General features: G+C 38.2%; 22 protein-coding genes. 9 read left to right on the plus strand and 13 right to left on the minus strand.

The features are described 5' to 3' along the window. The first annotated feature begins 19 nt into the window (after positions 1 to 19). Complete coding sequence (locus ACY2A0_RS06620; protein WP_461791298.1) at positions 20 to 2,236, plus strand: glycoside hydrolase family 3 N-terminal domain-containing protein; 2,217 nt, start codon at positions 20 to 22, stop codon at positions 2,234 to 2,236. Here ACY2A0_RS06620 and ACY2A0_RS06625 read toward each other — a convergent pair. Next, positions 2,229 to 3,113 carry an AraC family transcriptional regulator gene (locus tag ACY2A0_RS06625; RefSeq protein ID WP_461788780.1) on the minus strand — a complete coding sequence of 295 codons (885 nt, stop codon included), beginning with the start codon at positions 3,111 to 3,113 and terminating at the stop codon, positions 2,229 to 2,231. The two genes, ACY2A0_RS06620 and ACY2A0_RS06625, sit on opposite strands and share 8 nt — an antisense overlap. Positions 3,114 to 3,320: 207 nt before the next feature. On the opposite strand from ACY2A0_RS06625, the gene ACY2A0_RS06630 reads away from it, so the two are divergent. From ACY2A0_RS06630 to rfbA, 7 genes are all read left to right on the plus strand, one after another. Further along, positions 3,321 to 4,133, plus strand: coding sequence for a phytanoyl-CoA dioxygenase family protein (locus ACY2A0_RS06630; protein ID WP_461788781.1), 813 nt, complete (start codon positions 3,321 to 3,323; stop codon positions 4,131 to 4,133). Positions 4,134 to 4,288: 155 nt separating this feature from the next. After that, positions 4,289 to 4,804 (plus strand): DUF2480 family protein, encoded by a 516-nt coding sequence (locus tag ACY2A0_RS06635; RefSeq protein WP_461788782.1) that lies wholly within the window; start codon positions 4,289 to 4,291, stop codon positions 4,802 to 4,804. Between the two features lie 116 nt (positions 4,805 to 4,920). After that, complete coding sequence (locus ACY2A0_RS06640; RefSeq protein WP_461788783.1) at positions 4,921 to 5,691, plus strand: DUF3108 domain-containing protein; 771 nt, start codon at positions 4,921 to 4,923, stop codon at positions 5,689 to 5,691. 54 nt (positions 5,692 to 5,745) lie between these two features. Then, positions 5,746 to 6,315 carry a DUF3109 family protein gene (locus tag ACY2A0_RS06645; protein WP_461788784.1) on the plus strand — a complete coding sequence of 190 codons (570 nt, stop codon included), beginning with the start codon at positions 5,746 to 5,748 and terminating at the stop codon, positions 6,313 to 6,315. A gap of 109 nt (positions 6,316 to 6,424) precedes the next feature. Next, positions 6,425 to 7,477 (plus strand): dTDP-glucose 4,6-dehydratase, encoded by a 1,053-nt coding sequence (gene rfbB, locus ACY2A0_RS06650; RefSeq protein WP_461788785.1) that lies wholly within the window; start codon positions 6,425 to 6,427, stop codon positions 7,475 to 7,477. Positions 7,478 to 7,479: 2 nt separating this feature from the next. Then, complete coding sequence (rfbD, locus tag ACY2A0_RS06655; protein ID WP_461788786.1) at positions 7,480 to 8,355, plus strand: dTDP-4-dehydrorhamnose reductase; 876 nt, start codon at positions 7,480 to 7,482, stop codon at positions 8,353 to 8,355. 10 nt (positions 8,356 to 8,365) lie between these two features. Beyond that, complete coding sequence (gene rfbA / locus ACY2A0_RS06660) at positions 8,366 to 9,226, plus strand: glucose-1-phosphate thymidylyltransferase RfbA (protein ID WP_461791299.1); 861 nt, start codon at positions 8,366 to 8,368, stop codon at positions 9,224 to 9,226. Between the two features lie 57 nt (positions 9,227 to 9,283). Here rfbA and ACY2A0_RS06665 read toward each other — a convergent pair whose 3' ends face one another. The 12 genes from ACY2A0_RS06665 to ACY2A0_RS06720 all read right to left on the minus strand — a co-directional run bounded on the left by ACY2A0_RS06665 (position 9,284) and on the right by ACY2A0_RS06720 (position 21,177). Beyond that, entirely contained in the window at positions 9,284 to 11,023 is a 1,740-nt protein-coding gene (locus ACY2A0_RS06665; RefSeq protein WP_461788788.1) for an ABC transporter ATP-binding protein, read from the minus strand. 97 nt (positions 11,024 to 11,120) lie between these two features. Next, complete coding sequence (frr, locus tag ACY2A0_RS06670; RefSeq protein ID WP_461788789.1) at positions 11,121 to 11,684, minus strand: ribosome recycling factor; 564 nt, start codon at positions 11,682 to 11,684, stop codon at positions 11,121 to 11,123. A gap of 47 nt (positions 11,685 to 11,731) precedes the next feature. After that, entirely contained in the window at positions 11,732 to 12,598 is an 867-nt protein-coding gene (locus ACY2A0_RS06675) for a peptidase associated/transthyretin-like domain-containing protein (protein ID WP_461788790.1), read from the minus strand. Next, entirely contained in the window at positions 12,598 to 13,305 is a 708-nt protein-coding gene (pyrH, locus tag ACY2A0_RS06680) for a UMP kinase (RefSeq protein ID WP_113638390.1), read from the minus strand. Before pyrH ends, ACY2A0_RS06675 begins: the two co-directional genes overlap by 1 nt. Before the next feature lie 40 nt (positions 13,306 to 13,345). Then, entirely contained in the window at positions 13,346 to 14,443 is a 1,098-nt protein-coding gene (gene nagA / locus ACY2A0_RS06685; protein WP_461788791.1) for an N-acetylglucosamine-6-phosphate deacetylase, read from the minus strand. Positions 14,444 to 14,522: 79 nt separating this feature from the next. Next, the gene (gene tsf, locus ACY2A0_RS06690; RefSeq protein WP_113638388.1) at positions 14,523 to 15,368 is read right to left on the minus strand and encodes a translation elongation factor Ts; all 846 of its coding nucleotides are present in this window, start codon (positions 15,366 to 15,368) and stop codon (positions 14,523 to 14,525) included. A gap of 101 nt (positions 15,369 to 15,469) precedes the next feature. Further along, the gene (gene rpsB, locus ACY2A0_RS06695; protein WP_113638387.1) at positions 15,470 to 16,297 is read right to left on the minus strand and encodes a 30S ribosomal protein S2; all 828 of its coding nucleotides are present in this window, start codon (positions 16,295 to 16,297) and stop codon (positions 15,470 to 15,472) included. An 18-nt stretch (positions 16,298 to 16,315) separates the two neighbouring features. Further along, on the minus strand, positions 16,316 to 16,702 hold the full coding sequence (gene rpsI / locus ACY2A0_RS06700; RefSeq protein ID WP_113638386.1) for a 30S ribosomal protein S9: 387 nt from the start codon (positions 16,700 to 16,702) through the stop codon (positions 16,316 to 16,318). Between the two features lie 22 nt (positions 16,703 to 16,724). Next, on the minus strand, positions 16,725 to 17,168 hold the full coding sequence (rplM, locus tag ACY2A0_RS06705) for a 50S ribosomal protein L13 (protein ID WP_461788792.1): 444 nt from the start codon (positions 17,166 to 17,168) through the stop codon (positions 16,725 to 16,727). 630 nt (positions 17,169 to 17,798) lie between these two features. After that, positions 17,799 to 18,338 carry an ORF6N domain-containing protein gene (locus ACY2A0_RS06710; protein ID WP_461788793.1) on the minus strand — a complete coding sequence of 180 codons (540 nt, stop codon included), beginning with the start codon at positions 18,336 to 18,338 and terminating at the stop codon, positions 17,799 to 17,801. Positions 18,339 to 18,558: 220 nt separating this feature from the next. Beyond that, a complete protein-coding gene (gene hutH, locus ACY2A0_RS06715) occupies positions 18,559 to 20,046 on the minus strand; it encodes a histidine ammonia-lyase (protein WP_461788794.1) in 1,488 nt (495 codons plus the stop codon). A 111-nt stretch (positions 20,047 to 20,157) separates the two neighbouring features. Further along, a complete protein-coding gene (locus tag ACY2A0_RS06720; protein ID WP_461788795.1) occupies positions 20,158 to 21,177 on the minus strand; it encodes a Gfo/Idh/MocA family oxidoreductase in 1,020 nt (339 codons plus the stop codon). A gap of 113 nt (positions 21,178 to 21,290) precedes the next feature. Here ACY2A0_RS06720 and ACY2A0_RS06725 point away from each other — a divergent pair, with 113 nt between their 5' ends. Then, positions 21,291 to 22,595 (plus strand): gliding motility protein GldB-related protein, encoded by a 1,305-nt coding sequence (locus ACY2A0_RS06725; RefSeq protein ID WP_461788796.1) that lies wholly within the window; start codon positions 21,291 to 21,293, stop codon positions 22,593 to 22,595. The last annotated feature ends 46 nt before the right edge of the window (positions 22,596 to 22,641 follow it).

Below are 22,641 nucleotides of genomic sequence, written 5' to 3' on the forward strand. Positions count from 1 at the left end.
GAACTTTAATCATAAAATAATGAAGCTTGCTTTTGGCTTACTATTAATTTCAATTGCCAACAATGTATTTGCGCAAAATGCAGATAAATTCGTGACAGATTTAATGTCGAAAATGACATTGGAAAAAAAAATTGGGCAACTTAACCAGTACTCAGGAGAATGGGCAAATACAGGCCCTGTTACAAAAGATGGCGATAAGCAAGGGCAGATTAGACGAGGACAAGTAGGCGCAATGCTTAATGTAACTACAGTTAAACAAACTACCGAATTGCAAAAAATGGCGATGGAAAGCCGGCTGAAAATACCTTTATTATTTGGTCAAGATGTTATTCACGGCTACAGGATCAACTATCCAATTCCTCTAGCTGAAGCCGCTAGCTGGGATATGCAGGCCATTGAAAAATCTGCTCGCTATGCAGCTGTAGAGGCCGCAGCTTATGGCATCCATTGGACATTTGCACCTATGGTTGATATTGGGCGTGATCCTAGGTGGGGCAGAGTAATGGAAGGTGCCGGGGAAGATCCCTATTTGGGCTCGCTGGTGGCAAAAGCTCGCGTTAAAGGTTTTCAAGGAAAAGGCTTAGGCAGTACCGATGCACTAATGGCCTGCGCTAAACATTTCGCAGCGTACGGAGCGGCAATAGGTGGCCGCGATTACAATTCCGTAGATATTAGTGTTAGACAACTTTACGAAACATATTTACCTCCATTTAAAGCCGCCGCTGATGAAGGCGTGGCAACTTTTATGAATGCTTTTAATGATTTGAATGGCATACCAGCCACAGGAAGCAAGTTTCTTCAAAGGGAAATCTTAAAAAAACAATGGAATTACAAAGGATTTGTTGTGAGCGATTGGGGAAGTATTGGAGAAATGATTCAGCATGGCTATGCAAAAGATCATTACGAAGCTGCTTTAAAAGCGATCGTTGCTGGTTCTGATATGGATATGGAAAGCCGCAGCTACAAAAACCATTTGGCTCAGTTGGTAACTGATGGAAAAGTGGACGTTGCACTAATTGACGAAGCCGTACGACGTATCTTGACAAAAAAATATGAGCTTGGGCTCTTCGACAATCCTTTCAAATTTTCCGATCAAAAACGGCAAGATGCTCAATCGAATAATCCATTACACCGTAAACATGCAAGAGAAATCGCTGCTAAGAGTATTGTTCTGCTAAAAAATGAAAAGCAACTGTTACCGCTCTCTAAAAGCACAAAAAATATTGCGTTAATCGGGCCCTTTGGGAAGGCAATCTCAGATAATCTGGGATTTTGGTCAACTTCTTGGCCAGATGATAACAAGTTAATTGTGCCGATTTATGATGGATTAAAAAATCAATTATCCCCAGACTCAAAATTGGTATATGCAAAAGGCTGCAATGTGAACGACTCGGATAAATCTCAATTTGAGGAAGCCATCCAAATTGCTAAAAATGCAGACGTAGTAATTATGACGCTGGGTGAAGCCGCTAACATGAGTGGCGAAGCGAAAAGCAGAAGTTCTATTCGATTACCAGGTGTCCAAGAAGATTTGCTTAAAGAAATCCATAAAATTGGAAAACCTATTGTATTGCTAATTAGTGCTGGAAGACCGCTGATATTTAATTGGGCAGCAGACAATATTGAATCCATCGCTTATACGTGGTGGTTAGGAACAGAAGCAGGAAACGCTATTGCCGATGTAGTTTTTGGAAGTTATAATCCAGCAGCTAAACTACCAATGACATTCCCTAGGGCTGAAGGGCAAATTCCAATTTATTACAATTATTACAACACCGGAAGGCCCTTTACTCGTGAAGACGAATTAGACTACGTTTCGGCGTATACCGACTTAAAAAACAGTCCAAAATATCCATTTGGTTATGGATTAAGTTATACTAATTTTGAAATTAAGAACTTGAAACTTTCAAGCAATACATTGAAAACTTCCGGAGACACGCTGAAAATAACCGTTGATGTGGCAAACACTGGTAATTACGATGGCGAGGAAGTTATTCAACTTTACATCCGAGATTTAGTGGGCTCTGTAGTTCGTCCAGTGAAAGAGTTAAAAGGCTTTAAAAAGATATTTTTGCAGAAAGGCCAAAAAACCCAGGTAGAATTTGAGTTAACTCCAGAGCAACTCAGCTTCTACAATGATGATTTAGATTTTATTTTCGAGGAGGGCGTATTTGACATTTTCGTTGGAAATTCTTCCACCGCAAATTTGAAAGCTTCTTTCGAATTGATTAAATAATATTCAATTTTGACTTTTCTAAAAACTGTCTTCTATATTCTTTAGGAGAGCATAGGTAATGTTTTTTGAATTGCCTATTAAAGTTTGATAAATTATTAAACCCGTTCTGATAGCCTATTTCGGAGATATTTAAATTATTTTTTTGCAGCATCGTACACGCACTATAAAGTCTAATTTCCATTAAAAAGGCCGACAAAGATTTTCTAGTCCTTTGGATGAAGAAACGAGATAAAGAGGTTTCCGTCATATTTGTTACCCTTGCAATGTCCGCTATTTTAACATCGTCCATATAATTTGAGTATATAAAGTCAATGATCTTTGATAACCGCTCAGACTCTTTGTCGTTAACCCCCACTAAATTAGCATTAGATATTTGCGTCAAATCATCTGATTCGGAAATTATAGCCAAAATGGTCAGCAGTGATTGCCACCTCACGATCCCTTTTTGATCCAGCATTTCTACCATTATTTCACGCACTTCTTTATTCGTTTTGCCTTTAATATCAAAGCCGCCATTGCAGTTGTTTAATAAATAATTAATTTTTTGGGCCTCAGGTAAAGATAAAAAATCGTTACCCAGCGAGTTTTTAGAAAAATGAATCACAATGGACTTGGCCCTTTTTCCGGAATCTTTTTGATGATATAGTTCATCATTTTTGTAAGTGTGTGGTAAGTTTGGGCCTATAATCGCTAAATCCATTTCCCGAAAATCACTGATATTATCTCCTATATATCTTTTACCAGTGCTTTCTGTAACTAACACAAGCTCAAATTCAGGATGATAGTGCCAAGGCGTTGGAAAATACGGGTAGTTAAAATATTTGATCACGAATGATTCTGAAGTGTCTTTAGGCAGGTGTTCTATATTTGGGTTCATAGGAGTAGTATTACTATATCAAATATTAAAAATAATTCTTAAAAAATGATATGAAAGTATCGGTTTCTGATATGAAAATAGCAAAAAAGATAAATTACTAACACAATATTTGTAATGGGCACAATCGGATCAAAATTCGATCTGCGCTACGCAAATCGACTGATTAAGATAGGGGTTCAACTAACATTTACAGGATTAACATTTAAAATGAAATCATTTCAATTAACCGAACAACAAATACAAGATTACCACAGAGATGGTTATGTTATTTGCAGGGAGTTTTTATCGAAAAGCGAAGTGGATAAATTATATACCACAGCTATTCAGGATAATGTAATGCTAAATCATGCTTTTGATTTGGACGACAAGCAAGGTAAAAAAACAAAATTATCTCTATGGTACACACCGGGAGACGACGTCTATGGATATCATGCCAGAAGCGAGCGGATGATCGATATGGTTGATTCATTGCTGGAAGGCGATGCAGAAGTTTGCCATTTTCATACAAAACTGATGCAAAAGGAACCTAGGGTGGGTGGGGCCTGGGAATGGCATCAAGATTACGGCTATTGGTACAAGGATCAATTCCTATTTCCCAATCAACTGATTTCTGTGATGACAGCGATTACCGAGGCTACAAAAGAAAATGGTTGTTTACAAGTACTCAAAGGATCTCACAAAATGGGAAGATTTGAACATCTTTTTGTAGGAGAACAACGAGGTGCGGATCTTCATTACGTAAATCTGGCATTAAAGCATTTTGATTTGGTTTATGTAGCGCTTAAACCCGGTGATGTGCTTGTATTCCATTCCAACTTATTGCATACATCCGCTTCTAATGATTCCGATCAAGCCCGATGGTCCTTAATATCTTGCTACAATAGAGCATCAAACGTTGGGTATAACATCCAAAGCCAATCTGCAATGATACCAATAAAAAAAGTACCAAATAACGCACTTTTAGAATGGGAAAGCAAGGAACTGAGCGATGACAATGAGTTTAAGGAAAGCGGAGTTTAATTGAAACCGAAAACTTACTTCTCCACTTCTTCATGTTCCGTCAGGCATGGGAAAAACTCGTAAAACATTACATTTCATGAACTAATAATACCTTCCGCTACGGACAATAATTTTGATCTTTGCTGTATATTTGCATCAAACTTTAATTTTAGTCCATGGATATTCAAGAAAACATCGTCAATAAAGTTGCCTCAAGTGGTTTGATTACTTTCAATTTGGAAGATTATTTAGACAAAAGTGAGCGTGTGCTTTACGATATCAAGGATAACTTATTTCACGGCTTAATATTAAAAGAACAAGATTTTAGAGCATTTGTTAAGGATCACGACTGGACACAATATCAAGATAAAAATGTGGCTATTACTTGCACAGCCGATGCGATTGTACCAACCTGGGCATACATGTTATTGGCCAACAAAATGAAGCCATATGCTAAGGAAATTGTTTTTGGAGACTTAAACACCCTGGATACGATTCTTTTCTCTAAGGCATTAGCGAAAATCAACGTTAATGATTTTGCAGGTGAACGAGTGGTAGTAAAAGGTTGTGCTAATCCATTAATTCCAGTGTCTGCCTATGTTGATGTTACAGCACTGCTTACGCCAGTAGTGAAAAGTATAATGTACGGTGAGCCTTGTTCTACTGTACCAATTTTTAAGCGTAAGGATTAGTATCACAGGTTACCAAAAACGCCTGTTAACAGATTTTGATTTCGTTTTAACAAACATTAACATTTGAAGAACAGCATCAATGCAAATTTTGGATTGCTTTTTGTTCCAGTCCACTTATGAAAAGATTTGCATTGCTATTTGTAATAACTTTAGGCTTCCAATTTGGTTGGGCACAAGAACTTCCAACAAAAAAGGATGTCGCTTTTAAAGAAGGCGAAGTATTGAGCTATAAACTCAAATATGGTTTCATCACTGCCGCTGAAGCAACGATAAAAGTACTATCCTCGGATTTAAAGTTTGATGGCAGACCGACTTTCAGATTAGAGGTGGATGCTCGTACTTCCGGCACATTCGACATCTTCTATAAAATTAGAGATCACTACGATTCGTATATCGACAAAACAGAGCTCACGCCTTATTTCTATCAAGAGAATATTAGGGAAGCCAGTTATAAAAGACAAGACAAAGCCCGATTTTATCAGGATAGCAAAAAAGTTGTGGCCAACACCGGTACTTTTGCTACACCTACAACACAAACTTTCGACTTAGTTTCCGCATACTATTTTGCCCGTAGCCTAGATATTTCTAAACTCAAGATAAATGACACCTTTAAGTTAAATTACTTTCTGGGAGATGAAATTTCATCACTTGAAATCCAATATATTGGAAAAGAAGTAATTAAATCTAAACTTGGAGAAATTAGATGCCTAAAATTTAGCCCTTCTATTAAACCTGGGCGTATCTTTAAAAAAGATAGTAAGCTTTATCTATGGATTACTGATGATAATAATCGTGTACCAGTTAAGGCTCAAGTTGAAATTTTGGTAGGATCGGTAACACTTGAAATTAAATCAGCTGACGGATTAAAGTATCCAATAGGGAATTAATATCGCTATTATTGACACATTAATTGTTATTTTTGCAATTAATAAACTAGTGGAATGATAGAAGTACAAAGCGCCCTTGTACACGAAGACCTCATTACAGAGGATTTTGTTTGCAATTTAAGTAAGTGTAAAGGAATTTGTTGTATAGAAGGAGATGCTGGCGCACCTCTTGAACAAAATGAAAAAAAGGTTTTAGAGGAAATTTATCCAAAGATAAAACACCTATTAGCACCGAAAGGCATTGAAGCCATTGAACAATATGGAACTTCCGTATTGGATATCGATGGTGATTTAACCACACCTTGCGTGGATGGCAATAAAGAATGTGCCTACGTAACTTTCGAGAATGGGATTACAAAATGTGCTATTGAAAAAGCGTACGAACAAGGAATAGTGGATTGGAAAAAACCAATTTCTTGCCACTTATATCCTATCAGAATTACTAAATACCCTGAGTTTGAAGTGCTGCACTATGACAGGTGGCACATTTGCAAAGATGCTTGTACGTTCGGCAGAGAATTAAAGGTTCCCGTTTATCAGTTTTTGAAAGATCCGCTAATCAGAAAATACGGAAAGGATTGGTACGAGGAGCTTGAGCGGTCTGTTGCATCAAACTTTAGCTAGCATTGTGCTGCTATTAAGCTATTGAATAAAACCTTTTTTTTTAAAATTAACATATTCTTATACTTTTGTAAAAGACTGGCAAATTCCTTAAATAGCATAGTAAAAATAAATGAGAAAAATATTGATTACAGGTGGAGCAGGCTTTATTGGCTCCCATGTTGTACGCAGATTTGTAACTAAATATCCAGAATATCAAATCGTTAATTTGGATAAACTCACTTATGCAGGTAATTTGGCGAATTTGAAGGACATTGAATACAGTCCAAACTATACGTTTGTAAAAATCGATATTACCGATTCAGCCGAAATCAACGAGTTATTCAGTACGGAAAATTTCGATGCCGTGATTCACTTAGCTGCTGAAAGCCACGTGGATAGATCAATTGCTGATCCATCTGCCTTTGTAATGACGAATGTGATTGGAACAGTGAATTTACTTAACGCTGCAAGGGAATATTGGAAAGGAGATTACGACAAAAAACGTTTTTACCATATCAGTACGGACGAGGTATACGGAGCGCTAGGTGAAACAGGAATGTTTACCGAAACTACAGCTTACGATCCTCACAGTCCTTACTCAGCTTCAAAAGCAAGTTCTGATCATTTTGTTAGGGCTTATCATGATACCTACGGATTAGACTGCGTTATTTCCAACTGCTCGAATAATTATGGCTCGCACCACTTTCCAGAAAAATTAATTCCCTTGGCAATCAATAACATTAAAAACAATAAACCGGTTCCTGTATACGGAAAAGGTGAAAACGTTAGAGATTGGCTATGGGTAGAAGATCATGCTAGAGCGATTGACGTCATCTTTCATCAGGCTAAAACCGGCGAGACCTACAATATAGGAGGCCATAATGAATGGAAAAACATCGATCTGATTCATCTGCTTTGCAAAATCATGGACAAGAAATTAGGTCGTGAAGAAGGAACGTCGGCTAAGCTAATAACTTTTGTAACCGATAGGGCCGGCCACGATTTACGTTATGCCATTGATTCAACCAAGTTGCAGGAAAAGTTAGGCTGGGTACCAAGCTTACAGTTCGAAGAGGGGCTGGAAAAAACAGTGGACTGGTATTTAGAAAATGAAGAATGGCTGAGCAATGTTACTTCAGGTAATTATCAATCTTATTACGAAAACCAATATCAGCACAGATAAAAATGCATAATGTGTTAGTGATAGGAGCTGGCGGACAACTTGGTCAATGTATCAAAAAGGTTGTTACTTTAAGAAGCATTGAAAATGTAATTTTCCCAGATGAAAAAACTGCGAATATTTTAAACACCACCGATTTAGCTCTTCTTTTTGAGAAAGAAAAACCAAACTACGTAATTAATTGCGCTGCATATACAGCGGTAGACAAGGCCGAAGACGAAATCGAAATTGCCAAGGCCGTAAACGAAAGTGGAGCAAAAAATTTAGCGCAATTGTGTAACCAATATCAGGCTACTTTAATTCATATTTCTACGGATTTTGTGTTTGAAGGAAACGAAGTTAAGTTACTGCAAGAAGATGATGTAGCTGAACCTATTAGTGTTTACGGAGCTACAAAACTAGCTGGAGAACTGGCTATTGCCGAAATATTGGAAAAACACATCATCATCCGTACAAGTTGGCTGTATTCGGAATTTGCCAATAATTTTGTAAAAACAATGTTGAAGTTGGGCACCGAACGTGACGAGTTAAATATCATTGCTGATCAGGTTGGAACGCCTACCTACGCCATCGATCTAGCTAATGCCATTTTTGATATTATCAAAAGCGAGAAGAAAGTGTACGGCATTTACCATTTCAGTAATGAGGGAGTAACGTCGTGGTTTGATTTTGCAAAAGCGATTTTCAAACTCAGCAACACGATAGTCGATGTACATCCAATACCCACAAGTGCCTATCCTACTAAAGCTAAAAGGCCCCACTTTTCGGTAATGGATAAAACCAAAATAAAAACCACCTACAACATAAATGTACCTTATTGGACTGATAGCTTGGCCGCTTGTATAAGCGAGTTACAGAAAAGCTCATCAACCAGCAACTAGTTATTGAATTATGAAAGGAATTATACTTGCTGGCGGAAGCGGCACTAGGTTGCACCCTCTAACATTGGCTTGCAGCAAACAAATGATGCCAGTTTACGATAAGCCGATGATTTATTATCCTTTGTCGACTTTAATGTTGGCAGGTATCAATGAAATTTTAATAATTTCTACGCCTCACGATTTGCCAAATTTCCAAAAGTTATTAGGAGACGGCCAAAACTTGGGCTGCAAATTTAGTTACGCAGTGCAACCAGAACCTAACGGATTAGCGCAAGCTTTTGTAATTGGCGAAGAGTTTATTGGAAAAGATAAAGTAGCCCTAGTGTTGGGCGATAATATTTTCTACGGCGATGGAATGGCGAAGTTGCTTCAACAAAGCGCTGATCCTGAAGGTGGAGTAGTATTCGCATACCAAGTATCAGACCCAGAAAGATATGGCGTGGTTGAATTTGACGGCAATAAAAATGTGATCTCTATTGAAGAGAAACCTACGCAGCCGAAATCAGATTATGCGGTGCCAGGACTTTACTTTTACGATAATGACGTGGTTGAGATTGCAAAGAACATCAAACCTTCTCCCCGTGGCGAGTATGAAATCACGGACGTGAATAAAGAGTATTTAACCCGTGGAAAGCTAAAAGTTGGTGTATTAAGTAGAGGAACTGCTTGGCTAGATACTGGAACCTTCGCCTCACTAATGCAGGCAGGCCAGTTTGTTCAAATTATTGAAGAAAGACAAGGCCTTAAAATTGGCTGCATTGAAGAAATCGCTTATCGCATGGGCTACATCACCGCTGATCAACTTAAGGAAATTGCTAAGCCATTGGTTAAAAGTGGTTACGGTGAGTATTTGCTAAGGATAGTGAAATAAGACTGGCTATTGTCATTCCGAAGTACTAGTAATAGCACTTCGGAATAGCAATTTTAACTACCTCTCTCCAACTTGCTGCCTCCACATTGCGTAGTACAAACCTTTTTCATCTACCAAATCTTCGTGCTTGCCCTGTTCTACAATCTGGCCTTTCTCAAGCACATAAATTTTGTCCGCATGGCGAATAGTTGACAAGCGATGGGCAATTAATATGGTAATCTGCTCGCTTAGCTTAGATACATCCTTAATTGTAGCTGTAATTTCTTCTTCCGTAATGGAATCCAGTGACGAAGTAGCTTCATCAAACACTAAAATATCTGGATTGCGCAGTAATGCCCTGGCAATAGAAAGACGCTGCTTTTCTCCACCAGATACCTTAACGCCACCCTCACCAATCACACTGTCTAAACCTTTATCGGCTCTAGCTAATAGCGTATGGCAAGCTGCTTGGCGAAGTACTTTTAAGCACTCCTCATCAGTAGCATTAGGCTTCACAAATTGTAAGTTCTCTCTAATAGTACCGGAAAAAAGTTGTGTATCCTGCGTTACAAAACCAATTTTTTCCCTTAGCTCATCTAAATTAATTTCCTTACCAGAAACCTGATTATAAAGCACTTTACCTTCAACTGGCTGATAAAGGCCAACCAAAAGCTTTACCAAGGTAGTTTTTCCGGAGCCAGATGGGCCAACAAATGCAATAGTTTCACCTTTGTTAACGCTAAAACTGATATTGTTTAGCGCATTACTTTTGCCTGTAAGGTGTTTGAAGCTAATTTCGTTGAATGTCAACTGCTCAATCTTCTTCAGGGCAACAGGGTGTTCTGGTTTTTTATCGATAGGAGTGCTTAAAATCGTTTTAAACCTCCCTAATGACACCTCGGCTTCACGCCATGCTAAAATCACATTACCAAGCTCCTGAAGCGGTCCAAACAGGAAGAAGGAGTAGAACAGGAATGAAAAATATTGACCAGGTGAAATGGTGTTTTCAAAGATTAGAATAAGTAATACCACTACCATCGTACTGCGAACCAAGTTAACAGTGGTACCTTGTACAAAACTCATGCTACGTACAAATTTTACTTTTTTGAGTTCCAGGCCTAAAATTTTATATGTGGTTTTATTTAAGCGTTCAATTTCCTGATTAGCCAAACCTAAACTTTTAACTAATTCAATATTTCTTAAAGATTCTGTTGTTGATCCCGCAAGCGCCGTAGTTTCTGCTACGATAGAACGCTGAATTACCTTGATTTTCTTACTTAAAAACCAGCTGATAAAAGCAATTACCGGAATGGAGGCCAAATAAATCAAAGTAACCTTATAACTTACCGATAGGGAATACACAATAACGAATACCATTCCAACCAAACTCACGAAGATGACACTGATGAATGAGGTAACGAATTTCTCGCAATCTATCCTCACCTTTTGTAGGATGCCCAAAGTTTCGCCACTGCGTTGATCCTCAAACACCTGATATGGGAGTTCTAAGGAGTGTTGTAATCCGTCGGCATACATTTTAGCCCCAACCTTTTGAACGATGATATTGGTGAAATAATCCTGAAAGTTTTTAGCGATACGAGATATCATTGCTGCACCAACCGCCAAGCCTACCAAGCCTAGTACGCCCCAAACGTAGGATGAGCGATCAAGTTCGTCTTTTCTTTCGATGAAACGATCTACAATGCGACCAGTAAAATAAGGATCCATTAAAGAGAAACCTATATTAACGGCTGCAAGAAATAGCGCAAGCACTACCACCCATTTATGGGCTTTAAGATACTCCAGTAATAAGTTCATTTTCGTTTTGTATGATTGGGGTACAAAAATAGGAAAAGGGAACGTAGCTGAGTTACGTTCCCTTTTATATTACATTTCAACGATATTGTGATTCGTATTATACCGTCATGATGTCTTTTTCCTTCAGTTCGGCGTGCTTATCAACCTTAACAATGTAAGCATCAGTAACTTTTTGCACTTCGCCCTCACCTACTTTGATTTCGTCATCTGATACACTTTCAGCTTTCAGCTTCTTTATCTTTTCATTAGCATCCTTACGGATATTTCTAATGGCAATTTTACCTTTTTCAGCTTCCTCTTTCACTTTTTTAACCAGTTCTTTCCTGCGCTCTTCAGTTAAAGGTGGAACAACTAAGCGAATAATTGAGCCATCGTTTTGAGGATTGATACCAATATTTGCTTCCATAATCGCTCTCTCAATTGGGATTAGCATATTTTTTTCCCAAGGCTGAATTATGATTGTACGAGCATCGGGAGTATTAATTGCACCCACTTGCGCTAAAGGCGTTGGGTTGCCGTAATATTCCACCATAATTCCATCCAACATACCAGCAGATGCCTTTCCAGCTCTAATCTTTGTCAGTTCAGACTCGCAATGCGACAGCGCTTTTTCCATGTTAGCCTGCGCATCGTTCAACTGTTTCTTTATGAGGTCATTCATCGTTCTTTGTGATTTGATACAAAAATATAAAAAATGAAGCTATTTAGCTAGCGATTAACATCCATTTCTAACTCGTAAGCAAAATCGTTAAAGCCTTTTTTCCCGGCTTTCTCATCGCTCCATGTCATTTCCACCCAGTTTTTTAGATTACTTCTGTAAAACGCTTTAGGATCGGAAGTAGATTTACCCTTTATAAATATCATAGGGTATTCCAAATATGTTCCCTTTTTTGTTTCCAATTTTTTTGCATGATTACTAAAGTTTCCATTGTTTTGAGTCTCATACCCTATGTAATAACTTCCACTATTTAAAAATAATCCAAGACTATCTAGATCGAAAATCATTTTTCCGTCCTTAATAGCTCCAATTACATTTTTGTTGATTACTGATTTCCCCGGTATCCCATTGTCATTTTCATGGATTATAAATCTAAATATCCTGACCTCTCCTTTGATGTTTTGGTTTGTAAAAAGTGTAAATCTTCTCAGATATCCTTCGTTTTCTATCAATACAGGAGTAACCCTTTCAAACGTAGTTTTAACATTGTTGCTTTCTCCAAAGCTCCAGTTTTCAGGCTTGTTGATTAGTTTTACCCGCTTTAGCTTAACCGGAGGAACAACAATTTCATTTAGCTGATAAATATTGCTTTTTAATACAACCGTTTGGTTTGAAGCCAATTCTATATTAGAACAAATTTTGTCCTCATAGCCTATCAAATGGATAAGGTAACTGCTTTTCTCGATCAACTTTATTTGAAGGGTGCCAATAGAATCTGAGATTGCGATCAGTTTATTTTCATCACCCATTAAGAAAACAGAAGCTCCCGAAATAGGAGCTTTGTTTTCATCTTTAATACTAAATATTGTTTGTGCAAGCGCTGGTGTAGTCAGCAACAGAAAAATTAAGAATTTCATCAACCCTGTACCAAAGTACCTATTTCTTCGCCTTTGGCAATTTTCATGAAGTTACCATGTTTGTTCATATCAAACACAATAATAGGCAACTGGTTTTCTTCGCAAAGCGTAAAAGCAGTCATATCCATTACATTTAAGCCTTTATCGTAAACTTCCTTAAATGTGATATGATTATATTTCGTTGCTGTAGCATCTTTCTCCGGATCAGCTGTGTAAATACCATCTACACGTGTTCCCTTAAGCACAACATCCGCATTAATCTCAATAGCTCTTAAGGCAGCGGCTGAATCAGTGGTAAAATATGGGTTTCCTGTACCTGCACCAAAAATCACGACACGTCCCTTTTCTAAGTGACGCACAGCTCTACGGCGTACAAACGGTTCGCAAATCTGCTCCATTTTAATTGCCGAAAGCAAACGTGTTTTTAATCCTACTTTCTCTAGTGCATCTTGCAAGGCCATGCTATTAATCACGGTGGCTAACATACCCATATAGTCAGCCTGCGCCCTGTCCATTCCAGATTTTTCAGCACTTAAGCCTCTGAAAATGTTTCCTCCTCCTATTACAATTGCTATTTCTAAGCCCTGGTCGTGTACTGCTTTGATATCTTCAGCGTACTGCTTAACTCTTTCATTATCAATACCATACTGCTTTTCGCCCATAAGCGATTCGCCACTCAACTTGAGGAGGATACGTTTATACTTCATAAAAGGCAAAATTATTAAGTTTTTTTAATTTGCTGCTGCTTTATTCACTTTTAATTTCCTCGCCCTTGTAAAACACATTTAGCACCTCCAGTTGTTCACTTAACATTACCATGTTTGCTTCTTTTCCAACTTTCAAACTTCCTATGATGCTTTCCTTACCGATGAGCTTTGCGGGATAATAACTAGCCATATTTACAGCATCAGCAAATGAAACATCGCAATGCTGCACACAGTTTTTGATAGATTGCAACATGGTCATCGCTGAACCCGATAAGGTGCCATCAGGCATTACAAACTTTCCGTCAACCGCATGGTGCTGGTACGGACCTTCATTGCATTCGGTAACGGCATCCGTGATGATAAACAAACGCTCTTTCATCAACTTGGCAGCCATCTTCACTACTTCAAAATCCACATGGAGTCCATCGGTAATGATACTTGCCATGGCAGTCGGATGATTCATTACAGCAGTTGGAATGCCCGGTGCACGATGCTGCAAAGGTGACATCGCGTTGAACAAATGTGTGGTGGTTTGTATGCCCTTATTGTAGGCCTGAGTAGCTTGATCAAAAGTAGCGCTGCTATGTCCCAGTGAAACTACAACATCATGATCTAGCAAATACTGGATTACTTCATCATCCTGCAGCTCTGGCGCAAGCGTCATCATTTTAATGGTACTATCACCAAAGTTGAGGAGGGCCTTAATTTCATCTAAGCTGGCCTTGCGGATATATTCCTTTACATGTGCTCCCCTTTTCTCGGGGTTGATGAATGGCCCTTCCAAATGTAAGCCCAAACAATTTCTGGCACTGCTCCTGTAAGCTTTAATTACATCAATGCATTGATTGAAGACCTCCGGAGTATTGGTAGCTAAACAGATTAGGAAACTCGTGGTACCCTCCTGCAAAAGCTGATCTTCTATAATTCTAATATTATCGAGAGATGGTTCGGCAGAGAAAAGCTTTCCAGCTGCACCATAAATTTGCAGATCAACAAATCCGGGAAGCAAATAATGAGCTGATTTGAGCGCACTTTGACTTTTTTCTACAGCTTTAATCAAGCCATTTTCAACGGTAATATCTTGTGAAGTTTGTAAACCTTGGGGCAGGAAAACGTTTTGGTTTTGTAGCAATTGCATTTACAAGTTTACCAAAATGTTATAAAACAAAAAATCCCGATGTAAAATCGGGATTTCATATTTCATTTGGGCTTAAAAATTAAGCACCTAATTGTACACGTTTGAAAGAAGTAACGGTTAATCCTTTTACAGTATTGTCCAAGAATTTACGAACGTCCATAGAACCGTCTTTAACAAACTCTTGGTTTAATAAAGTACTGTCTTTGTAGAATTTGTTCAATTTACCAGCAGCGATTTTCTCAACCATTTCTTCTGGTTTACCTTCTTGACGGATTACGTCTTTAGCGATTTCGATTTCACGCTCAACTGTAGCAGCATCAACGCCATCTTTATCAACAGCAATTGGGCTCATTGCAGCAATTTGCATTGCAACATCTTTACCAGCTTCAGTAATATCTGTACCGTTAGCACCTTCAAATACAACTAATACACCCATTTTACCGTTTGAGTGGATGTAAGAAACTACTTGCTCACCAGAGATGTTTGCATACTCTTGGATAACGATTTTCTCGCCAATTTTACCAGTTAGCTCAGTGATAGTTTCAGCAACTGTACGTCCATCTTCCAAAGTAATAGCTAACAATTCTTCAGCAGTAGCAGGATTATTAGCAACAGCTGTAGCTAAAATAGTTTGAGCTAGGTTACGGAAATCTTCAACTTTAGAAACAGGTTCAGTTTCGCAAGCTAAAGCTACTAATTTACCATTGGTACCATCAGCCGAAACGTTGATTAATACTAAACCTTCAGAAGTAGCATTGCCCGAACGAGCAGCTGATACTTTTTGGCCTTTTTTACGCAATAAATCAACAGCAGCTTCGAAATCGCCATTGGCTTCTACTAATGCTTTTTTGCAATCCATCATACCGGCACCTGTTTGTTGACGTAATTTGTTTACATCTGCCGCAGAAATTTGTACTGTAGACATCTTTATTTAATGTTTTGATTTTCTATAAAATGTGATAAGTTGTAAGTTATAGGTTATACGTTGTAAAACATATAACTTAAAACCCACAACTTACACTTAAATTAAGCTTCTGTATTATCTTCAGATGAAGCCTCTACTTCAGCAGCTTCTTTTTTAGACGCTTTTTTTGCCGGAGCTTCAGGAGCATCAGCAGCAGCTTTAGCAGCTACAGCTTCTTTCTCTGCTTCTTCATCTTTCTCACGTTTACGCTCATCTAAACCTTCTTCGATAGCTTTAACAATGATGTCAGTAATCAAAGAGATTGATTTAGTAGCATCATCATTTGCTGGAATAGGGAAATCGATGTTTGAAGGATCAGAGTTAGTATCCACCATTGCGAAAGTAGGAATGTTTAATTTCAAAGCTTCAGCAACAGCAATGTGCTCTTTCTTCACGTCGATTAAGAAGATAGCCGCAGGTAAACGGTTCAAATCAGCAATACCACCTAAAAGGTTCTCTAATTTGATACGCTCACGTTGGATCATCAAACGCTCTTTTTTAGAAAGAATAGCGTAAGTACCATCTTTAGTCATCTTGTCGATGTTAGACATCTTCTTGATTGACTTACGTACAGTAGCGAAGTTAGTTAACATACCACCTAACCAACGCTCAGTTACGAAAGGCATGTTTACTTTTTTAGCTTGCTCTGCTACAATTTCTTTAGCTTGTTTTTTAGTAGCTACAAATAAGATCTTACGACCAGATTTTACGATTTGTTTAATCGCCGAAGCAGCTTCTTCAGTTTTAGCTAAAGTTTTGTTTAAATCTATAATGTGGATACCATTGCGCTCCATGAAAATGTAAGGAGCCATTTTTGGATTCCATTTGCGGGTAAGGTGACCAAAGTGTACACCTGCATCCAATAAGTCTTGATATGTTGTTCTTGCCATTGTATTGTCTCCTTAAGATTAACGTTTACTGAATTGGAATCTCTTACGAGCTTTCGCACGTCCTGGTTTCTTACGCTCAACCATACGCATGTCACGGGTCATTAAACCTTTAGCACGTAGCGCAGATTTTTTCTCAGCATCTAATTCAACAATAGCTTTAGCAATTGCTAAACGAACAGCCTCAGCTTGTCCTTTAACACCACCACCAGCTACGTTTACTTGTACATCATATCTACCAGCAACTTCCGCAACTTCGAAAGCTTGGTTAACAATGTATTGTAAAGGTAGGGTTGGGAAATATACTTTATAATCTTTACCGTTTACGGTAACAGCACCGTTGCCATCTTTTAAATAGATACGAGCAACTGCAGTTTTTCTTCTACCAGAAGTATTTGTTGTTGACATTTCTTTTCTCTTTTACTTTTAATTAAAGTTTAATGGTTTTTGGCGATTGTGCCGTATGAGGATGCTCAGCACCAGCATAAACAAATAAGTTAGTGTATAACTTCTTGCCTAATTTGGTTTTAGGTAACATACCACGCACTGCTTTCTCTACCACACGCTCAGGGTGTTTTGCCAACAACTCTTTTGGAGAAATGAAACGCTGACCACCTGGATAACCAGTATAGCGCACATAGGTTTTATCAACCATTTTGCTGCCTGTCAACTTAACTTTGTCTGCATTGATAACAATTACGTTATCACCGCAGTCTACGTGTGGGGTGTACTCAGGCTTGTTTTTTCCTCTAATAATCATTGCAATTTTAGAAGACAAGCGCCCCAAAATCTCTCCTTCAGCATCAACTACAACCCATTGTTTGTTAACGGTTTTAGCATTCGCAGAGACAGTTTTGTAACTTAACGTATTCACTTGCTTTTATTTAATTTGTTAAAAAATATATAATTCCCCAGTTTTTTAGGGACTGCAAAGATAGGGAGATTTGTTTAATTACCAAATAGTTGGCGTAGAAAAATTTTGGATTTAGTTATCGGTTATAGGCTGTACCTGCTAAGATTGATATTTTGAAAAGCAATTGTAGCAGCGTGTCGGATCCGAAAGCCCTGCTTTTCGTTGCAATCTTTTGCCGTGATTGTTACTGCAAGATACTAGGTAATCTCAAGCAAAAGTATTTCCACTGCAATCAGGTTTAATTAATAAAACCTGTGCCAATGGCAAGCTTTGACAAACCTCTAGCCAACTTGCTAGAGGTTTGTCAAAGCTAATGAAGCTATTCCAGATTTGTAATCTGGAATTCGTATACAAGGATTTGCAATCCTTTTAATCTAATCACGGTTAGGATTAAAAATCCTATGATAGTGCTTCGAGATTGCAAATCTCGAAGAGCGAGAAATCTATAAACCGCAAAGTAAAGAAGATCGCAAAGTGTAAATTTAGCCGAGCTCACAGCTGAAGGCTATAACTTTGTAATACAGGATATCAATGTTGCAAAGTATAATTTAAACGAGTTTGCGATTGTTGCTGGTTGGAGCACTACTACTACTACAAATCGTCGGGTTTAAAACCAATACGTTTTCTCGGCTGGTTTTCCTTATCAATGAGCTTATCTAGATAACTAAAAACCAGCTCAATGTTTTTGTCGTGGTTTTGTAGGTGCTTTTTAATATCAGCAATTTCCAATTTGAGTTCTGAGTGTTCGCTAAGCAAATTTCTTAATCTAGTGAAAATCCGTACAATTTGAATATTAACTTGTATCGCTTGTGGACTGTTTAAAACGCTCGATAACATCAATACACCATGTTCGGTGAAAACATAAGGCAAATAAGTTCTTCCTCCTCTTCCAGCCTTTGAGGTCGCAAATTGCGACCTCAAAGATTCCCATTCACTTTCAGTTAATTGAAACATAAAATCATCGGGAAACCTATCTATATTTCTTCTAACTTGCTCATTTAATCTTTTTGTTTCAACATTATAAAGCTCCGCTAAATCGCGATCTAGCATTACTTTTTGATTTCTTATCTCGTAGATTTTGTTCACCACCATGTCATCAGCTACAGAGGTAAAAAGTTGTTTGGCTGTCATAGGTAAACCAAATATAAAAAATATTTAACGCTATTACAGAGCCTACAGCTTAAGCCTATAATTTACAATATAGGATTGCAACTAGCTAAGGCTTGAATTAACCTATCATGCAGGCAAGATCTCGAAAAGCAATACCAAACCAAGCACTTCATTCTGAACTTAATTCAGAATTGATAACCGCAAAGTGAAGCAAATCGCAAAGGTCTTTTTCGATTAATAGCTAAGGCTGGTTGGTTCTAATGAACTGTACGCTTCGGGAAATATCTCCAGCCAACAACCTGTCTGCCTCATTAAACTTAACCACAGTTCGAAAATCAACTAATAACTGCTCAATTTTCAGCGACGATTTCAATGGCCTCCGCAACTCCAAGGCTTGCATAGCAGTAATCAATTCTATTGCTAAAATACGCTCCACATTTCCAACCACTCGCAAGCATTTGGTTGCCGCATTTGCGCCCATGCTTACGTGATCTTCCTGTCCGTTGCTACTTACTATACTATCTACAGATGCAGGCGTACACAACTGCTTATTTTCGCTGGCAATTGATGCTGCTGTGTATTGCGTAATCATCAATCCCGAATTTAATCCTGCTTCTTTTACCAAAAACGGCGGTAATCCTCTAGTGCCCGAAATCAGTTGGAAAGTTCTACGTTCAGAGATAGATCCAATTTCGGCCAATGCCATACACAAAAAATCAAGTGTTAAAGCCAGCGGCTGACCATGGAAATTTCCTGCGGAGATAATCAAATCTTCATCAGGAAATACATTTGGGTTATCAGTAACAGAATTGATTTCCGTTTCAAAAACAGATTGGATATACGCTACACTATCCTTACTTGCGCCATGTACCTGAGGTACGCATCTAAACGAATAGGGATCCTGCGTTTGCTTGCCTTGCTGTGCTATCAATTCGCTCCCCTCTAACCAATTTTTGATATTATTAGCTGTCGTTAACTGACCTTCATGCGGGCGAATCACGTGGCTCAAATTCAAGAATGGATCAATACGGCAATCAAAAGCATCAATCGCTGTAGCAGCAATGGCATCGGCCCAAGCCAACAGATTTTCAGCCTGCAACAGGCAATGCACTCCATAAGCACTCATGAATTGCGTACCATTAATTAGCGCTAAGCCTTCCTTGCTCTGCAAAGTTAGTGACTGCCAATTCATTCGCTGGTTTAGCTTTTCACTCGGAACTTTTTCTTCCTTGTACCAAACCTCGCCTTCACCTATCAACGGCAAAGCCAAATGCGCCAAGGGAGCCAAATCACCTGATGCACCTAAAGATCCCTGCGTGTAAACTACTGGCAAAATATCGTGGTTAAAAAAATCGATTAAACGCTGTACCGTACTTAGCGCAACAGCTGAATGCCCATAACTCAGCGACTGAATTTTTAACAGCAACATCAATTTCACGATAGGTTTAGGCACTTCCTCGCCAGTGCCACAAGCATGCGACAATAGCAAGTTATGCTGTAATTGCGTAAGCTGATTTGCCGCTACCTTAACATGCTGCAAATAACCAAAACCAGTATTGATGCCGTAAATCGGTTCTTCTGTTTTATTTAATTTTTCATCGAGGTATCGCCTGCATTTTAGGATTCGTTCAGTAGCTTCTTTGGAAAGTTGAATATGCTGATTTGCTTCAATTATTTGTTTTAAAACAGCAATAGTTAGCGTTCCTTCTCCTATTTGATAAACGGACATTTGAATTGTATTTGGTCGTCCAAAAGTATAAATAATTTATACCGACTGGATTGACTAACTGCCGAATTTCGATTAATACAGCAAACCAAACTTTTTATTGAAAAAGTATTTTTATTTAGATTCTAAAATTGCCAATTGTGCAATGATATCCGCTTCAGTAATTGGATAAGGCACATCATTTGTGATAGTTTGATACACAGCCTCGAACAGCTCTCCATAGTTGCCTTTCGGCGATGTTAATACCTCCACCTTTCTTTCATTAGCACCAGTTACCAAAGTCAACTTTCCTGCATCACTTTGCCCTTCCACGCCATAGCCTTTATCTGTTGGCTTCATTCCATTTAAAAGTTGAGCTTCCTGCACGTCGCCGTGATTTTTTGAAAACGAACCCATTGATCCATTCACTACAAAGGCCGGAGGAATATCTGCTGCTAGCAACGTTGCGGTTAAATACACATTCAATTGATTAGGATACGCTAAATGAATGAAAAAGTAATCGTCTACTTGACTTTCTTGTCTGTTGCTGGCCAAAACTTTATAAAATCTTTCAGGCTTACCAAATAAAGCCACCGCCTGATCAATCAGATGTGGACCCAAATCATATTGTAAACCGCTGGCTTCAAAAGTGCTGTCCTCTTTAAAAAGCTTAGGGCCAATTTCATTTCTATATCTATCGAATCTGAAGTAAACCTCCGTTAGTTTACCTAATTGCCCGCTTTCGATAATTTGTTTGGTGATTTTGAATCCGCTATCAAACCTTCTATTTTGATAAACTAAAGCCTTTTTTCCAACCTGCCTAGCTAATTCAAAAAGCTCTGCAGCCTGCACTGTTGTTGCCGTAAATGGTTTTTCAACCAAAATATGTTTACCCGCCAACAAACACTTTTTCGCATACTCGTAATGTGTGTAATTTGGGGTGTTGATGATAATGAGATCAATGTTTTCATCGGAAATCAGTTGGTCAATACTATCGTAGCTAATCACGCCTGGATAATCTTTTTCCGCTTGTTTTTTACTCCTCTCTGTAACGGCTACAAAATTAAAGCCATCATTAGCAGCGATAAAGGGTGCGTGAAATACCTTACCAGACATTCCGTAGGCCATTAAGCCAACATTTATTTTCGACCTCATGTTACAAAGCTAGAAATTTAACATCCATATCAAATTGAAACGATTTAGAAACGAGATAAATTTATTTCGCCGAACATGAAACATCGTAACTTTTGATGTTGTCATATAACGATATGAACAGACACATCTTAATTACGCTAGTTTTAATCGTGTTTTGCAAAAGCCTAGTTGCTCAAAAACCTAGCTTGATACACACTACAGATATTGACAATTTTTGGACAGCTTATGATGCCATTCAAAAAACAAGTGATTTATCAAATAAGATCAAGATCATCAATTCGGAATACATTAATAAAGGTAGCAAGGGGCTGAAAGCTTTTATGGCTGCCAGGCAATATAACGATACCCTTTGGATAGCGCTTATTGATAAACTTCCTAAATTCTGGAATTCGATAAGACCCAATACCCTTACCGTAAAACATAAAACCACCGAATTGGAAGAAGGGATTAAAAAGTTGAAAGCAATTTACCCCGATTTGAAACCCGCAGAAATCTACTTCACGATTGGCGCATTGCGTTCAGGCGGGACGGTAAAAAATAATATGATACTCGTAGGTGCCGAAATTGCAACTGGAAATGCAACAACTGATGTCTCGGAATTTGACAACGACTGGTTTAAGAACGTATTTAAAGAGCAATCACTAGACAACATTGTTTATCTCAATATCCACGAATATATCCACACCCAACAAAATCAAAATGGCTCCAGCTTGTTAAGCCAGGTAATTAGAGAAGGCGCTTGCGATTTCGTAGCTGAATTAGCAATGCAAAAACCACTTAATACTAAATATTTAAGCTATGGCAAGGCCAATGCTACAAGCATAAAGGCGCTTTTCAAAAGAGAAATGTTTTCCAACAATTTCGAAAACTGGCTTTACAATGGTAGGCAAAGACCAGAAGATGCAGATTTAGGCTATTATATTGGCTATGAAATCTGTAAAGCATACTATCATCAAGCGAATGACAAAACCCAAGCCATTAGGGATATCATCGAATTGGATTTCGCCAATGAAAGCTCGGTAGAGCATTTTTTAGAGAAGTCGCATTTTTTTCCCGAAAAAATAGACAAACAAGCAATTATCACTACCTATCAAAATTTGCTCCCCACAGTAGTGAGTTTATCTCCATTTAGTAACGGAGCTAACAATGTGGATGCTACAATAAAGGACCTGAGAATAAATTTTTCGGAACCTATGATCCCAAAGAAGTATTCTATTAGTTTCTCAGAAAGGGGAAAAATATACTTTCCTATTACTGGCATTAAGGGGCATGAAAACGACGACAGCACATTAGTGTTAAACGTAGAGTTGAAAGCTAATCAGGAGTATGAATTTGTGATTACCAACAAAAGCTTTAAATCAAAAAATGGATACCCTTTAAAACAAGAAGAATATCTTATCAAATTTAGGACAAACTAAAGCAGCGCTTTTTTAATAATGTAAAATTCATTAACACTATATTTGC

The sequence above is a fragment of the Pedobacter sp. genome (assembly GCF_965249885.1).
In the GTDB taxonomy this organism is placed as follows: domain Bacteria; phylum Bacteroidota; class Bacteroidia; order Sphingobacteriales; family Sphingobacteriaceae; genus Pedobacter.

What these genes read in the sequence shown, in the direction of transcription:
- ACY2A0_RS06675 (WP_461788790.1), bottom strand. Translation starts at nt 12,598, where the DNA reads ATGAAATTCTTAATTTTTCTGTTGCTGACTACACCAGCGCTTGCACAA.
- ACY2A0_RS06640 (WP_461788783.1), top strand. Translation starts at nt 4,921, where the DNA reads ATGAAAAGATTTGCATTGCTATTTGTAATAACTTTAGGCTTCCAATTT.
- ACY2A0_RS06620 (WP_461791298.1), top strand. Translation starts at nt 20, where the DNA reads ATGAAGCTTGCTTTTGGCTTACTATTAATTTCAATTGCCAACAATGTA.
- rfbB (WP_461788785.1), top strand. Translation starts at nt 6,425, where the DNA reads ATGAGAAAAATATTGATTACAGGTGGAGCAGGCTTTATTGGCTCCCAT.
- ACY2A0_RS06645 (WP_461788784.1), top strand. Translation starts at nt 5,746, where the DNA reads ATGATAGAAGTACAAAGCGCCCTTGTACACGAAGACCTCATTACAGAG.
- hutH (WP_461788794.1), bottom strand. Translation starts at nt 20,046, where the DNA reads ATGTCCGTTTATCAAATAGGAGAAGGAACGCTAACTATTGCTGTTTTA.
- rpsI (WP_113638386.1), bottom strand. Translation starts at nt 16,702, where the DNA reads ATGTCAACAACAAATACTTCTGGTAGAAGAAAAACTGCAGTTGCTCGT.
- rfbA (WP_461791299.1), top strand. Translation starts at nt 8,366, where the DNA reads ATGAAAGGAATTATACTTGCTGGCGGAAGCGGCACTAGGTTGCACCCT.
- ACY2A0_RS06720 (WP_461788795.1), bottom strand. Translation starts at nt 21,177, where the DNA reads ATGAGGTCGAAAATAAATGTTGGCTTAATGGCCTACGGAATGTCTGGT.
- ACY2A0_RS06665 (WP_461788788.1), bottom strand. Translation starts at nt 11,023, where the DNA reads ATGAACTTATTACTGGAGTATCTTAAAGCCCATAAATGGGTGGTAGTG.
- rpsB (WP_113638387.1), bottom strand. Translation starts at nt 16,297, where the DNA reads ATGGCAAGAACAACATATCAAGACTTATTGGATGCAGGTGTACACTTT.
- nagA (WP_461788791.1), bottom strand. Translation starts at nt 14,443, where the DNA reads ATGCAATTGCTACAAAACCAAAACGTTTTCCTGCCCCAAGGTTTACAA.
- pyrH (WP_113638390.1), bottom strand. Translation starts at nt 13,305, where the DNA reads ATGAAGTATAAACGTATCCTCCTCAAGTTGAGTGGCGAATCGCTTATG.
- ACY2A0_RS06635 (WP_461788782.1), top strand. Translation starts at nt 4,289, where the DNA reads ATGGATATTCAAGAAAACATCGTCAATAAAGTTGCCTCAAGTGGTTTG.
- ACY2A0_RS06725 (WP_461788796.1), top strand. Translation starts at nt 21,291, where the DNA reads ATGAACAGACACATCTTAATTACGCTAGTTTTAATCGTGTTTTGCAAA.
- tsf (WP_113638388.1), bottom strand. Translation starts at nt 15,368, where the DNA reads ATGTCTACAGTACAAATTTCTGCGGCAGATGTAAACAAATTACGTCAA.
- ACY2A0_RS06625 (WP_461788780.1), bottom strand. Translation starts at nt 3,113, where the DNA reads ATGAACCCAAATATAGAACACCTGCCTAAAGACACTTCAGAATCATTC.
- frr (WP_461788789.1), bottom strand. Translation starts at nt 11,684, where the DNA reads ATGAATGACCTCATAAAGAAACAGTTGAACGATGCGCAGGCTAACATG.
- rfbD (WP_461788786.1), top strand. Translation starts at nt 7,480, where the DNA reads ATGCATAATGTGTTAGTGATAGGAGCTGGCGGACAACTTGGTCAATGT.
- ACY2A0_RS06630 (WP_461788781.1), top strand. Translation starts at nt 3,321, where the DNA reads ATGAAATCATTTCAATTAACCGAACAACAAATACAAGATTACCACAGA.
- ACY2A0_RS06710 (WP_461788793.1), bottom strand. Translation starts at nt 18,338, where the DNA reads ATGACAGCCAAACAACTTTTTACCTCTGTAGCTGATGACATGGTGGTG.